At 70.9% G+C, this 13,071-nt stretch carries 12 protein-coding genes and 1 riboswitch; of the genes, 2 read left to right on the top strand and 10 right to left on the bottom strand.

Annotated elements, in window-relative coordinates; genetic code table 11:
* Window position 1: 1 nt before the first annotated feature.
* The 5 genes from ACZ4MF_RS01810 to ACZ4MF_RS01790 form a co-directional block, all read right to left on the bottom strand.
* A complete protein-coding gene (locus tag ACZ4MF_RS01810; protein WP_467488834.1) occupies window positions 2-1,192 on the bottom strand; it encodes a hypothetical protein in 1,191 nt (396 codons plus the stop codon).
* A gap of 28 nt (window positions 1,193-1,220) precedes the next feature.
* Complete coding sequence (locus ACZ4MF_RS01805) at window positions 1,221-2,231, bottom strand: C40 family peptidase (RefSeq protein ID WP_467488832.1); 1,011 nt, start codon at window positions 2,229-2,231, stop codon at window positions 1,221-1,223.
* 284 nt (window positions 2,232-2,515) lie between these two features.
* Window positions 2,516-3,550: a C40 family peptidase gene (locus ACZ4MF_RS01800; RefSeq protein ID WP_467488830.1), complete on the bottom strand. Its 1,035-nt coding sequence runs from the start codon at window positions 3,548-3,550 to the stop codon at window positions 2,516-2,518.
* A gap of 220 nt (window positions 3,551-3,770) precedes the next feature.
* The gene (locus ACZ4MF_RS01795) at window positions 3,771-5,114 is read right to left on the bottom strand and encodes an NYN domain-containing protein (RefSeq protein WP_467488828.1); all 1,344 of its coding nucleotides are present in this window, start codon (window positions 5,112-5,114) and stop codon (window positions 3,771-3,773) included.
* Between the two features lie 38 nt (window positions 5,115-5,152).
* A complete protein-coding gene (locus tag ACZ4MF_RS01790; RefSeq protein ID WP_071372391.1) occupies window positions 5,153-5,392 on the bottom strand; it encodes a hypothetical protein in 240 nt (79 codons plus the stop codon).
* Window positions 5,393-5,546: 154 nt separating this feature from the next.
* Here ACZ4MF_RS01790 and ACZ4MF_RS01785 point away from each other — a divergent pair, with 154 nt between their 5' ends.
* On the top strand, window positions 5,547-6,290 hold the full coding sequence (locus ACZ4MF_RS01785) for a rhomboid family intramembrane serine protease (protein WP_467488826.1): 744 nt from the start codon (window positions 5,547-5,549) through the stop codon (window positions 6,288-6,290).
* A complete protein-coding gene (locus ACZ4MF_RS01780) occupies window positions 6,287-6,568 on the top strand; it encodes an Lrp/AsnC family transcriptional regulator (RefSeq protein ID WP_071382869.1) in 282 nt (93 codons plus the stop codon). The genes ACZ4MF_RS01785 and ACZ4MF_RS01780 overlap by 4 nt, the downstream gene beginning before the upstream one ends.
* Before the next feature lie 37 nt (window positions 6,569-6,605).
* On the opposite strand, the gene ACZ4MF_RS01775 is transcribed toward ACZ4MF_RS01780, so the two are convergent.
* From ACZ4MF_RS01775 to qcrC, 5 genes are all read right to left on the bottom strand, one after another.
* Window positions 6,606-7,982, bottom strand: a complete 1,377-nt coding sequence (locus tag ACZ4MF_RS01775) for an aminotransferase class V-fold PLP-dependent enzyme (RefSeq protein ID WP_467488824.1) — start codon at window positions 7,980-7,982, stop codon at window positions 6,606-6,608.
* 181 nt (window positions 7,983-8,163) lie between these two features.
* Window positions 8,164-8,280, bottom strand: a riboswitch (SAM riboswitch).
* Between the two features lie 74 nt (window positions 8,281-8,354).
* Window positions 8,355-9,419: an anthranilate phosphoribosyltransferase gene (trpD, locus tag ACZ4MF_RS01770; protein WP_467488822.1), complete on the bottom strand. Its 1,065-nt coding sequence runs from the start codon at window positions 9,417-9,419 to the stop codon at window positions 8,355-8,357.
* A gap of 126 nt (window positions 9,420-9,545) precedes the next feature.
* Window positions 9,546-11,183: a cytochrome bc1 complex cytochrome b subunit gene (qcrB, locus tag ACZ4MF_RS01765; RefSeq protein WP_467488820.1), complete on the bottom strand. Its 1,638-nt coding sequence runs from the start codon at window positions 11,181-11,183 to the stop codon at window positions 9,546-9,548.
* A complete protein-coding gene (gene qcrA / locus ACZ4MF_RS01760; RefSeq protein ID WP_467488818.1) occupies window positions 11,180-12,238 on the bottom strand; it encodes a cytochrome bc1 complex Rieske iron-sulfur subunit in 1,059 nt (352 codons plus the stop codon). Before qcrA ends, qcrB begins: the two co-directional genes overlap by 4 nt.
* Entirely contained in the window at window positions 12,235-13,047 is an 813-nt protein-coding gene (gene qcrC, locus ACZ4MF_RS01755) for a cytochrome bc1 complex diheme cytochrome c subunit (RefSeq protein ID WP_356020881.1), read from the bottom strand. Before qcrC ends, qcrA begins: the two co-directional genes overlap by 4 nt.
* Window positions 13,048-13,071: the final 24 nt, after the last annotated feature.

The raw sequence follows: 13,071 nt of genomic DNA, 5'->3' as shown, positions 1-13,071 counted from the left end.
CTCAGCCGAGCTGGGTCCTGACGTACGCGCGCCACTGCGCGGTGAACGCCTCCGGTGTCGTGCCGAGTACCTTCTCCAGCGCGTTCTCGACCGCGCCCGCACGCTGTGGGTGGGCACCGACGGCGCGGTAGAAGGCGTCCAGCCGGGCCGTGTCCCAGTGGGCGGCGATCATCCGGCAGGCCAGCCAGCCGCTCTCGTAGGCCTGGGCCAGCTTGACCGGGTCGCTGGTGAAGCCGAAGTCCTTGTCCGTGGGCAGGGCGGTGGGCACCTCGCCGCCGCGGACGGCACGGGTCAGTTCCGGCGCGACTTCGGTGGGGGTGCGGCCGGTGCCGAGGTAGCCGATCCAGTCCGCGTAGCCCTCGGAGAGCCACAGCGGGGTCGCGGCGGTGGTGTACGCGCGGGTGGCCACGTGGGTGGTCTCGTGGGTGAGCACGACCTGTTTGCCGAGGTCGCCGAGGCCGGCGTACGCGTCCGGGTTGACCACCACCCGGTCGGCGGGCGCCTGCGCGGAGCCTCCCGCCTCGCCCGTGGTGACGGCGGCGATGCCCCGGTAGTCGGCGGCGGGCGAGCCGAGCAGCGCGGCCATGCCGTCCAGGGACGCCGGGACGAGGACGACGACCCGGCGGCTCCAGTCCGTGCCCCACGCCCCGGAGACGGCCGGGACCGCACGGTCGGCGAGCCCGGTGTAGGCGCGCAGTTCGGCGGCCGTCCGGCCGATGCCCAGCACCAGGCTGTGCGCGCCCCGGACGGCGCTCACCGTGCCCTGGTCCCACAGCTGCTGCCCGGCCTGCCGGGCGGGTTCGTCGGCGGTGACGCACCACCCGCCGTCGGCGGTGCGGCCGAGGGTGAGGGTGCGGTCGGCGTCGAGCGGGGCCGTGTCGTACCCGGCGACGCGGTAGCTCAGCTCGGCGTCGGCGGTGGCGCCGGAGCCGCTCTGGCGCACGTCGGTGACCCGGTAGGCCCAGGACGCCAGCGGGACGGCGCGCAGCCGGGCGTACTCGGCACGGGCGCCCGTGACCGCGTACGCCCCCTCGTCGTGCCCGAGCAGGGCCGCCGAGCGCCGGTCGAGCAGCTGCTGCACCTCGGCGCGGGCGGAGTCGGCCGTGGCGGCGCCGAGGCCGCATCCGGTCAGCGCCAGCAGCAGAGCGAGGCCCGCGGCCCCCGCCCGCCACGCCCGTTTGCGACCAGTCACTTCCCGATCGTAACGGCGCGCCACCCGCTCAGGGCCGGGTGACCGAGGAGATCGGCATCATGCCGACGGGGTCGTAGCGGACCGCGGCGCCCGGGTAGGGGGCGTGGATGACCTTGCCGTCGCCGACGTACATGGCCACGTGGCTGGCGTCGGAGCGGTAGACCACCAGGTCACCGGGGCGGGCCTGGGAGAGCGGGATCTGCCGGCCGGCGAAGCGCTGCTCCTGCGAGGTGCGCGGCAGCTGGAGCCCGGCCTGCGCGTACGACCACTGCATCAGGCCCGAGCAGTCGAAGCCGGAGGGGCCGTTCGCGCCCCAGACGTAGGGGTGGCCGAGGGCGGCCTGGGCGGCGGCCACGGCGGCCGCGGCCCGGGCGTCGGGGGCGACGGCGCCGGTCAGGTCGGGCAGGCCGATGCCGCTGTCGCGGGAGGCGCGGTCGTAGGCGTCGCGGGCGTCGGTCGGCAGGGCGTCGAGCAGCTGCCGGGCCCTGGCGAGCTTCTTCTCCACGGTCCGCTTGTGCACGACGACGGCCCTGCGGCTCTTCTCCAGCTCGGCGAGCTTGCCGGCCGTCTCCGAGCGCTCCTGCGCGAGGTCCCGCAGCGCGGAGCTCAACTCCCGCAGCCGACCCGCCTGTTGGACGTCGATACGGTCGAGGGTGGCGGCCTTGTCGAGGTAGTCCTCGGGGTTGTCCGAGAAGAGCAGCGCGACGGTCGGGTCGAGGCCGCCGGACCGGTACTGCGCCCCGGCCAGCGCACCGAGCTGCTCGCGCAGGGAGTTGATGCGCGCCTGCTGCCGGGCGATGTGGTCCTGGGCGTCGTGCACCTCGCGGCGCAGCGCGTCGGTCTGCTCCTGGGCCTTGTCGAAGGCCTGGGTCGCCTGCTCGGCCTCCTGGTAGAGGCGGTCCACCTCGGCACGGGTGTCGGCGTGCGGTGCCGCGTGCGCGGGTACGGCGCCGAGCGCGGTGGCTGCGGCGGACAGGACACACAGGGCGGCGGCGCCCCGGTGGAATCCGGACGAGGCAAGGCGGCGGTGAGACCCCACGGCGGTCCTTCTGCTGGCGGACAGATACCGCTCCCCCGGCGCCTGGGGACGGGGAGGCCCCGGCGTCGGGGGAGCGCGCCAGACAGTAGCCGTACGCGAGGGGCCGGGCCAAAGACCCGGAAGGCGACATACGGGGACGCCCCGCCGCTGACGCAGGTCATCGGCGGGGCGAGGAGTCAGTTCCGGTTCCGGGGATTCGCCCGTTCGGGCGCCCGGCGTCCGCGTTTCGCAGCGGGTCCGCGGGGGTGCGCCGGGTTACTCGGCCCGGGCACCCGCAGGCATGATCAGACCCGGACGCCGAACTGGAACGGCATGTCGGAGATGGACTCGTAGCGGACCACGGCACCGGTGTGCGGGGCGTGCAGCACCTGGCCGTTGCCGGCGTACAGGCCGACGTGGTGGATGTCGCCGAAGAAGAAGACCAGGTCGCCGACCTGGAGGTCGTTCATGGAGCTGATCCGGGTGCCTATGGTGGCCTGCTCCTGCGAGGTGCGCGGGATGGAGACGCCGGCCTGGGCGTAGGCCCAGGAGGTCAGGCCCGAGCAGTCGTAGGAGGCGGTGCCGGTGGCGCCGTAGACGTACGGCTTGCCGATCTGCGACTGGGCGGCGGCGAAGGCGGCCCCGGCCAGGCCGGAGGCGGCCTTGCTGTTGCCGAGGTCGACCCGCGAGCTGGCGGAGCGGTCGGCGCGCTGCTGCTGGTCGGCCAGCTGCTGCTTCTCCTTGGCCGTCAGGGTGTTGAGCAGCTGCTGCGCGTCGGCGAGCTTGGCCTGGACGTCCTTCTTGTTCTGCTCCAGCTGGGCGCGGGTGGCGGAGAGATCCTTGAGCTTCTCACTGGCCTCGGCCCGCTCCTGGGCCAGTTCGCGCTGTTTGTCCTGGATCTTCTTCAGCGCGTCGACCTGCTGGGCGCTCAACTGGTCGAGCGTGGAGGCCTTGTCGAGGAAGTCGTTCGGGTTGGACGACAGGAAGAGCTGGACCGAGGGGTCGATGCCGCCGGAGCGGTACTGCGAGGTGGCCAGCGAACCCAGGCTGTCGCGCAGCTTGTTGAGGTCCTGCTGACCCCGCGCGACATTGTCCTGGATGGTGGATATTTCCTTCTGCAGCTTCTGCTGCTTCTCCTTCGCCCCGTCGTACTTCTCGGAGGCCTGCTCGGCCTTCGAGTAGAGGTCGTCGACCTTGGCCTTGACCTGGTCCTTGCTGAGCTTCTGGCTCGGCGCGGCGTTGGCGGCGTTCGCGCTCAGCACGACGGCCGCGGCGGCTGCGGTGGTCAGCACGGTCACGCGGGCGCGACTCTGCTGCTTGGGTCGACGGTGGGACGCCACGAGGGACGAACTCCTTCGTGTGAGTGAGTGAGTGATCACCCGTTCGGAGGTTCGAGCCCAGACCCTAGTGACCTTCTTGTGATCAGTTCAAATCCTCTCAGCAGAAAATCCCCTCACGCAATGCAATCTTTGCACTCGACTCACATGGAGTGATGCGCAATGGACACTACGTTGCGTGAAGATGCTGCCAATTCGGGCATTGCCTATGCCCGTTGGACCTTCAGGACAGCCGCTTGAGAAGCACCGCAGAAGCGACCGGTCGGGCACCCGCCTTGGCGACGCCGTCGGCCACCTCACGGTCCGTGGAGGCGACGATGACCGGACGGCCCGGCGGTTCCGCGCGCACGAGCTGCCGGATCAGCTCGTCGGCCGTCACGCCCGGCTTCGAGAACAGCACCCGCACACCGCGCGGCGGTGCGAGCAGCACGGGCGCGGCCAGTTCGGCGCCGTCGAAGACACAGGTCACCTCGGCGCCGGTCTGCGCGGCGAGCGCCGAGAGCTGGCCGAGGAGCCGCAGCCGCTGCTTCTCCAGCGGCATCTGCGGATAGCCGGTCTTGGTGACGTTGTAGCCGTCGACCACCAGATGCGCCTGCGGCAGCGCGAGCAGCTGGTCGAGGATGGCCGGATCGTGCTCGGACAGGGCCCGTGCCGCGATGTCCTTCGGGGTCATCCGGCCGGGCTCGACGGCGTCCACGGTCTCGGCCGGCCGTACGGAGACCGGCGGCAGGGCGAGTTCGCGCCGCAGGCCCTGGGCGGCGTCCAGCAGGGTGTCCAGCAGCAGCCGTACCCGCATGTCCTCCACGCTGCGGCCCTCGCGGGCGGCGCGCCGGGTGGCCTCCAGGGCCGCCTCCGCCTCGCCGAGCCGGGCCTTGAGCCGCCGCGACTCGCTCTCGGCGGCCGACACCTGCGTCTGCGCCTCGGCCCGTACGGCGTCCATCTCGGTCTGCGCCTTGCGCAGAGCGGCCTCGCCACGCTTGACGTCGCTGTGGGCGGCCCGGAGCTTGCGGTGCAGCGACTCCGCCTCCTTCTTCGCCGACTCCAGCTCCGCGCGCAGCCGTTCCGCCTCGGCGCGGGTGTGCTCGCGGGCCTGCGCCAGCTCGGCGCGCAGCCGCTCCAGCTCGACCCGGCTCTCCTCGTCCACCCGCTCGGCGTCGGCGCGCTGGGCCTCCTCGCCGGCCGCGGCGACCAGCTTCACCCAGCCCGCGGGGCGCAGTACGTAGGCCGCGGCCGCCACGTCGAGCGGGTCCGCGGCCGGGGGCGGGGAGCCGGAGTCGAGGGCGCCGGTGAGTTCCGGCTGCGCCTCTCTGAGCTTCTCCCCGATCCGCTGCCGGAACAGCGGATCGGTCTCCAGCGCCGCCGCCATCGCGTTTCCGGCGAACTTGGCCCGGCGACTGGGGGTGAACCGGGCGTACTGCCGCAATTGGGCGGGCAGTTCGGACATGGTCAGGCCGCCGAAGCCGTCCGAGACGATCTGCACGACCCGCCGGCGCACGCCGTCGGGCAGCGGACGGTCAAGCACCTCGGCGGTGCCGTCGCCCGGCCCCCCGCCTGCGGTCTCCACCATCCGTCACACCCCAATGCCTCTACGGGGCCGTCTCCCTCTCAGGAGTCGGCGCCCGGCCTGTCCACGAGCTCCACCTGGTCCACCGCGTTGCACCAGCGGCAGCGCACCGATTCGATGGTCTCACTGACCACCTCGCGCTCCTCCACCGTCGGGTCGCCGGCCAGATCGAGATGGACGTACTCGACGACCTTCGACGAACGGGTCACGTCGAACCGGGTCAGGTTGCCGCACAGGGTGCAGCGCCACCGGGTGGTCGCGGTCGGCAGGGGAACCGTCATCGTGGCAGTCCGCTTCCTTCTCGTGCTCTGTTCCGCGCCGTCGGCCGACGCGTGTGGCCGTAACCCTACGGCCTGGCAGGGACTCGCCGCCCGTCCGTCCACGACGGCGAGGCGGTCTGTCGGCATGCATCCCGTTACGTCATGCTCTGTGTTCATGATCAGCGAGTGGAGCGCGACGGCCGGCCGGACTCTCAGAGCGGTGCGGAGCACCTCGGCACCCATCACCTACGGGCTCATCGCGCTGTGCAGCCTGATCTTCGTGCTGGGCCCGGCCTCCGGGCTCACCCCCGGCTACGGCTCCGGGGAGGCCCTCGCGGCCGCCCAGCAGGCCTACTTCCGGCACTGGGGCGTGGTCCCGGCCGAGTTGTTCGGCGGGCCGGCCCGCGAGATCCTCACGCCCGCCACGGCCCTGTTCGTCCACGGCAGCTGGGTGCACCTGCTCGGCAACATGCTGTTCCTCTTCGTCTTCGGGGCGATGACGGAGGAGCGGATGGGCCGGATCGAGTTCACCCTGTTCTACGCCGGATGCGGCTACCTGGCCCTGCTCGGGTACGCGGTCGCCAACGCCGACTCCGCACAGTCGCTGGTGGGCGCCTCGGGTGCCATCTCGGCGGTCCTCGGCGCGTTCCTGTATCTCTTCCCCCGGGCCCGGGTGACCAGTCTGCTGCCGTTCCTCCTCTTCGTGCCGCTGCGGTTCCCCGCCTGGGTCGTGCTGCCGTTCTGGGTGGCGGTGCAGTGGGCGGCGGCGAGCCAGGCCTCCGAGGGGCCCGGGGTGGCGTATCTGGCGCACCTGGTGGGGTTCGGGCTGGGCTTCCTCTACGCGTGGGTGCGCTACGGGCGTGGGACTAGAGTGAAGTGCACCCCAGCTCCGGCCCCCGAGGGAGAGAACCAGCCGTGATCACCGCGATCGTCCTCATCAAGACCAGCGTGGACCGGATCCCCGAGATCGCGGAGCAGATCGCCTCGCTGGACTCGGTCAGCGAGGTCTTCTCCGTCACGGGCACGTACGACCTGATCGCGATGGTCCGGGTGGGCCGGCACGAGGAACTGGCCGACGTCATCCCCGGCCGGATCAGCAAGATCCCCGGCGTGGAGGCCACCGACACCCACGTGGCCTTCCGCACCTACTCCCAGCACGACCTGGAGGCGGCCTTCGCGATCGGACTGGACTCCTGACCGGCTGAAAGCCGCCTCGGAACGGGCGTACGAACCCTCACACCGCCGGCACGCAGCGGCCGTCCTGCGTGCGGTACGTCCACCGGGCACCCTCGGTCACCAGTTCCCGCACGGCGGTCACGAAGCGCTCGACGTGCTCGTCGGGGGTGCCCGCGCCGAAGCTCACGCGGATGGCGTTGAGGGACTTCTCGCCGGGGGCCGCCTCGGGGGCGCCGCACTCGCCCTGGGTCTGGGGGTCGCTGCCGAGCAGGGTGCGGACCAGCGGGTGGGCGCAGAAGAGGCCGTCGCGGACGCCGATGCCGTACTCGGCGGAGAGCGCGGCGGCGAAGTGGGAGCTGTTCCAGCCCTCCACCACGAAGGAGATCACGCCGACGCGCGGGGCGTCGTCGCCGAACAGGGACAGCACCTTCACCTGCGGCACCGCGGCCAGGCCCGCGCGGACCTTCGCGATCAGGTGCTCCTCGCGGGCCACCAGGTTCTCCCAGCCGGCCTCGGTGAGCGCCTTGCAGGCCGACGCGACGGCGTAGGCACCGATGACGTTCGGGGAGCCCGCCTCGTGCCGGGCGGCGCTCTCGTGCCACTCCACGGCCACTCCCCCGTCCGGACGCCGGGTGACCGTGCGGCTCGCGCCGCCGCCCGCGAGGTACGGCTCGGCCGCGCGCAGCCAGTCCGCGCGGCCCGCGAGGACGCCGGAGCCGAAGGGCGCGTACAGCTTGTGCCCGGAGAAGGCGACCCAGTCGACGTCCAGGTCGCGCACGTCCACCGGGTGGTGCGGGGCCAGCTGGGCGGCGTCCAGGACGATCCGGGCGCCGTGGGCGTGCGCGGCGGCGGCCAGCTCGCGCACCGGCCACAGCTCGCCGGTGACGTTGGAGGCGCCGGTGACGCAGACCAGGGCCGGGCCGTACCCCTCTTGAATAGATGCAGTGCGGTCGGCGAGGGCCCGCTCCAGGGTCTCGACCGCCTGGCGCGGGGTGCGCGGGGCGTTGAGGTAGGTGACCCGCGCGTCCTGCCAGGGCAGCAGGGAGGCGTGGTGCTCGGTCTCGAAGACGAAGACCTGGCAGCCGGCGGGCAGGGCACGGGCGAGCAGGTTGAGCGAGTCCGTGGTCGAGCGGGTGAAGACCACCTGGTCGTCGGCGCGGCAGCCGAGGAACTCGGCGACCGTCCTGCGGGCGTTCTCGAACAGGTCGGTCGAGAGCTGCGAGAGGTAGCCGGCGCCGCGGTGGACGCTGCCGTAGTACGGCGCGTAGGCGGCGACGTCGTCCCAGACGCGCTGGAGCGCGGGGGCGCTGGCCGCGTAGTCGAGCGCCGCGTAGGTGACCTCGCCACCGGTCACGAGCGGGACGGTGACATCCCGGCCCAGAACGGGCAGGGGGGAGCAAACGGACTGGTCGGCGGCAGCGGTGAAGACAGACATGAGTGGACTCCCGTGAGGACGTACGCCGAAGGAGCCGAAGACGACACGGGGCGGCGTACGGAAAGAAGAGAAAAGGGGATGCGGAGGCGGGGCTCTGCGGCCCTATCGCATTCGCTTGCTCACGGAAGGCTCCCTCGAACGACCAGGACCCCTGGCCCCACACTCTCAGAAGTGTGCGAGGGGTCCGCGCTTGCCGTAGACCTCGCTGCCTACGACCTGGTCTTCACCCGGGGCACCCCGCCACGGACGGAGGGTTGCCGGACAGTCGGCCGGGGCCTCATGACTGTCACTCATGACCTGGTTCAGGAACCTACGTCAACTGATCGTCGTCCCGCAACCCCGGTCCGGATCGCGGGACGCCCGTCGTGACCGCTATGCGTTGGTCGCCGCCACCCAGCGCTCCAGCGCCCGCTTCGCCGCGCCCGAGTCGATCGACTCGACGGCCCGGGCCATGCCGGCGCCGAGCTGCTCGGCGAGCGGGGTGTCCGTCGGGTCCAGGGCGACGAGGGCCGCCGCCGAGTTCAGTACGACGGCGTCCCGGACCGGGCCCCGCTCGCCGTCCAGCAGCCGGCGGGCCACCTCCGCGTTGTGGGCCGGGTCGCCGCCGCGCAGGGCCTCCACGGGGACGAGGTCGATACCGACGTCGCGTGGGTCGAAGACCTCCTCGGTGACCTTGCCGTCCCGTACGACCCAGACATGGGACGTGGCCGTCGTCGTCAGCTCGTCCAGGCCGTCGTCGCCGCGGAAGACCAGCGCGGAGTTGCCGCGCTCCGCGAGCACGCCCGCGACGATCGGCGCCTCCCGCGCGACGGCCACGCCGACCGCCTGGGACCGCACCTTCGCCGGGTTGGTGAGGGGACCGAGCAGGTTGAACACCGTCCGGATGCCCAACTGGCCGCGGGCGGCGCCGACATGACGCAGCGCCGGATGGAACTTGACCGCGAAGCAGAAGGTGATGCCGGCCTCCTCGGCGACCTCGGCCACCCGCCGGGGCGTGAGGTCGAGGTTGACGCCCAGCTTCTCCAGGACGTCGGAGGCACCGGAGGCGGAGGAGGCGGCGCGGTTGCCGTGCTTCACGACCTTGGCGCCCGTACCGGCGACGACCAGCGAGGACATCGTGGAGATGTTCACCGTCCGCGCTCCGTCGCCGCCCGTGCCGACGATGTCGACGGTGCGGCCCGGCACCTCGATCACGTTCGCGTGCTCGTACATCGTGCGGACCAGGCCGGTGATCTCCTCGACCGTCTGTCCCTTGGCCCGCAGGGCCACCGCGAACCCGGCGATCTGGGCGTCGGTCGCCTCGCCGCGCATGATCCGGTCCATCGCCCAGGCGGTGTCGTCGGCGGACAGGTTCTCGCCGTTCAGCAGGCCGTTCAGCAGGGCGGGCCAGGAGCGGCCCGCCGCGGTGTCGCCTCCAGCGGGGGTCACAGCGCTCATGGTCGCTCCTGAGGGTCGTACCTGCGAAATCGTCGTCCGATCCCACCCTATCGGCCCCGGGACAGGGCGAAGGGCCCCGTCCGGCTTGCGGACGGGGCCCTTCGGCGTGGCGTGGCGACGCGGGGATCAGTGGTGGCCGTGGCCGCTCGTGATCTCCTTGTACTCGTCGACGGTCGGCTTCGGGATCTGGTTGTCCTCGCCGTAGTAGGCGCTGGACAGCTTGGCCCGCAGCTTCTCCGAGGTTCCGACCTTGCGCTGGACCCCGTTCTCGTCGACCACCGGACCGATGGCGGCCGGCTCGTACTGGTGGTGCGCGGTGAGCGTGTGCAGCTGCTCCTGGCTGAGCGGCTCGTGCACCTCGATGAACTCACCGTGCGGCAGCCGCTTGATGATGCCGGTCTCGCGACCGTGCAGCACCTTCTCGCGGTCGCGGCGCTGGAGGCCCAGGCAGATCCGCTTGGTGACGAGGAACGCCAGGACCGGTCCGACGAAGAAGAAGATCCGGACGAAGTAGGTGACGGCGTTGATCGACAGGTGGAAGTGCGTGGCCCACAGGTCGTTGCCGCCGCCGACCAGCAGCGTCAGGTACAGCGTCATCCAGGCGACACCGAGACCCGTACGGGTCGGGGCGTTGCGCGGGCGGTCCAGGATGTGGTGCTCGCTCTTGTCGCCGGTGACCCAGGACTCGATGAACGGGTAGACCGCGATCGCCACGAGGACCAGCGGGAAGATCACCAGCGGGATGAACACACCCAGGACGAGCGTGTGACCCCAGAGGTTGATCTCCCAGCCCGGCATGAACCGGATCAGGCCCTCGGAGAAGCCCATGTACCAGTCGGGCTGGGCGCCGGTGGACACCTGGTCCGGACGGTAGGGGCCCATGGCCCAGATCGGGTTGATCTGGGCGACCGCCGCGATGAACGCGATGACACCGAAGACCAGGAAGAAGAAGCCTCCGGCCTTGGCCATGTAGACCGGCAGCAGCGGCATGCCGACGACGTTCTTCTCGGTCTTCCCGGGACCCGCGAACTGCGTGTGCTTGTGGTAGAAGACCAGGATCAGGTGGCCCACCATCAGGCCGAGCATGATGCCCGGCAGCAGCAGGATGTGGATCGAGTAGAACCGGGCCACGAAGTCGTGACCGGGGAACTCGCCGCCGAAGAGGAACATCGACAGGTACGTGCCGACGATCGGCACGGACAGGATCGCGCCCTCCATGAAGCGGACACCGGTGCCGGAGAGCAGGTCGTCCGGCAGCGAGTAACCGGTGAAGCCGGTGAACATGCCGAGGACGAACAGCAGGAAGCCGAACAGCCAGTTGATCTCACGCGGCTTGCGGAACGCACCGGTGAAGAACACGCGCATCATGTGCACGAACATGCCGGCGAGGAAGATCAGCGCGGCCCAGTGGTGGATCTGCCGCATGAGCAGACCACCGCGCACGTCGAAGGAGATGTGCAGGGTCGAGTTGAACGCCTCGGACATCAGCTGTCCCTGGAGCGGGACATACGAGCCGTGGTACACGACCTCGTTCATCGACGGGTGGAAGAACAGTGTCAGATAGACACCCGTCAGGATGATGATGATGAAGCTGTACATGCACACTTCGCCCAACATGAACGACCAGTGGTCGGGGAAGATCTTGCGCATGTTGCTCTTGGCCAGGGAGTAGATCCCGAGTCGGCCGTCGGCCCAGTCGGCGACGCGCTCGCCGGCCGGGGCCTTCCCGCGTGCGCGGGGGGATTCGTTCGCTGCAGTACTCATCCGCGCTCCCAGAATGCAGGACCGACGGGCTCCTCGAAGTCGCCGAGCGCCTCGAGGTAACCGTCACTGTCCACGCCGATGCGCAGTTGCGGCAGGGCGTGGCCGGCGGGGCCGAAGATCACTCGGGCACCGTCGGAGAGGTCGAAGGTGGACTGGTGGCACGGGCACAGCACGTGGTGCGTCTGCTGCTCGTACAGCGAGATCGGGCAGCCGACGTGGGTGCAGATCTTCGAGAACGCGACGACGCCCTGGTGCGACCAGTCGAGCTCGCGCTTGTCCTTGATGTTCTCCGGCTGGAGCCGGACGATCATCAGGGCGGCCTTGGCGATCTCGTTCTGGAAGTCCTCGCTGGTCTCCTCCAGGCCGTCGGGCTTGGCGAAGGTGAGCGAGCCGACCGCGACGTCCTCGGGGCGCAGCGGCTGGTTCGTGTTCATGTTGACCAGGCGCTTGCCCTTGGCCCACATGGTGTGCCGCAGCTTGTCCTTCGGGGCCGGGCCGAGACCGCCGAGCAGGAAGACGCCGGAGAGCGGCACCATGGCCAGCGCGCCGAACATCGTGTTGCGGATCAGCTTGCGGCGGCCGAGGCCGGACTCGGCGGCACCCTGGCGGAAGTCGGCCATGACCTTCGCGCGCACCTCGGGCGAGGCCTCGATCGCGTGCCGGTCGTCGGCGACCTCCACGTCGGACATCAGGGTGCGGGCCCAGTGGACCGCGCCCGCGCCGATGCAGAACAGCGCCACCGCGAGGGTCACACCGAGCGCGAAGTTCAGCGCGCTGAGGTGACCGATCGGGAAGACGAAGATCGACTTGTCGTGCGGGATCGCCAGGTACGCGGCGATGAAGGCGACGGTGGCCAGCATCGACACCGTGAACAGCAGGGCGACGACGCGCTCGGACCGCCTGGCGGCCCGCTCGTCGATGTCCTGGATCCGGTGCTCGTGCGGGGGCAGCCCCGGGTCGGCGAACGGGTTCTCCTCGTCCGCGACGCTTACGGCGCCGTGCGCGTGCTCCTGCTCAGCGGGCAGGTTCTCTTCTGGAATGTCTTGGCTACTCATGACTTCTTGGCCTTTGCGGTCCGAGCGGCGACCCAGACGGCGACCGCGATCAGTGCGCCGAGGCCGAAGATCCAGGCGAACAGACCCTCACTGACCGGCCCGAGGCCGCCCAGCTCCAGACCGCCCGGGTTCTCCGTCTTGTCGCCGTTGACCGCGTTCAGGTACGCGATGATGTCCTTCTTGTTCTTCGACGACATCGTGGTGTCGGGGAAGGACGGCATGTTCTGCGGGCCCGTCTGCATGGCCTCGTAGATGTGCTTCGGAGCGACACCCTCCAGGCTCGGCGCGAACTTGCCCTGCGTCAGGGCACCGCCCTTGCCGGTGAAGTTGTGGCACTGCGCGCAGTTGGTGCGGAACAGCTCGCCACCCTTGGCGATGTCCGCGCCGTCCGGACCGTACTGGTCCTTGGTGGGGACGCTCGGGCCGGCGCCCAGCGAGGCGATGTACGCGGCGAGCTGGTCGATCTGCGTCTGGTTGTAGACGACCTTCTTGCGGGGGACCTGGGCTCCCTGCATGGTGGCCGCCGGCATACGGCCGGTGCCGACCTGGAAGTCGACCGCCGCGGCGCCCACGCCGACCAGGCTCGGGCCGTCGGAGGAGCCCTGGCCACCGGTGCCGTGGCAGCTGGCGCAGCCGACCTCGTAGAGCTTCTTGCCCTCTGTGATGGTCAGGGACTGGGAGGTTTCATCGGCCTGCGCCTTGCCCGCGGGTGCGAACGCGGCGTACAGCCCCCCAGTGGCCGCCAGCGCGAGGAGTAGGACGACGACCGCCGCCAGCGGATGGCGTCGTCGTGCGGAGAGCTTTTTCACGGATTACCCCGGTGTCAGGATCTT

This window comes from Streptomyces sp. NPDC025793 (assembly GCF_055558375.1).
Note: the sequence above shows the minus strand (reverse complement) of the source record. Positions and strands in the feature narration are given on the sequence as shown.

What these genes read in the sequence shown, in the direction of transcription:
- ACZ4MF_RS01795 (WP_467488828.1), bottom strand. Translation starts at nt 5,114, where the DNA reads ATGGTGGAGACCGCAGGCGGGGGGCCGGGCGACGGCACCGCCGAGGTG.
- ACZ4MF_RS01785 (WP_467488826.1), top strand. Translation starts at nt 5,547, where the DNA reads ATGATCAGCGAGTGGAGCGCGACGGCCGGCCGGACTCTCAGAGCGGTG.
- trpD (WP_467488822.1), bottom strand. Translation starts at nt 9,419, where the DNA reads ATGAGCGCTGTGACCCCCGCTGGAGGCGACACCGCGGCGGGCCGCTCC.
- ACZ4MF_RS01790 (WP_071372391.1), bottom strand. Translation starts at nt 5,392, where the DNA reads ATGACGGTTCCCCTGCCGACCGCGACCACCCGGTGGCGCTGCACCCTG.
- ACZ4MF_RS01775 (WP_467488824.1), bottom strand. Translation starts at nt 7,982, where the DNA reads ATGTCTGTCTTCACCGCTGCCGCCGACCAGTCCGTTTGCTCCCCCCTG.
- qcrB (WP_467488820.1), bottom strand. Translation starts at nt 11,183, where the DNA reads ATGAGTACTGCAGCGAACGAATCCCCCCGCGCACGCGGGAAGGCCCCG.
- qcrA (WP_467488818.1), bottom strand. Translation starts at nt 12,238, where the DNA reads ATGAGTAGCCAAGACATTCCAGAAGAGAACCTGCCCGCTGAGCAGGAG.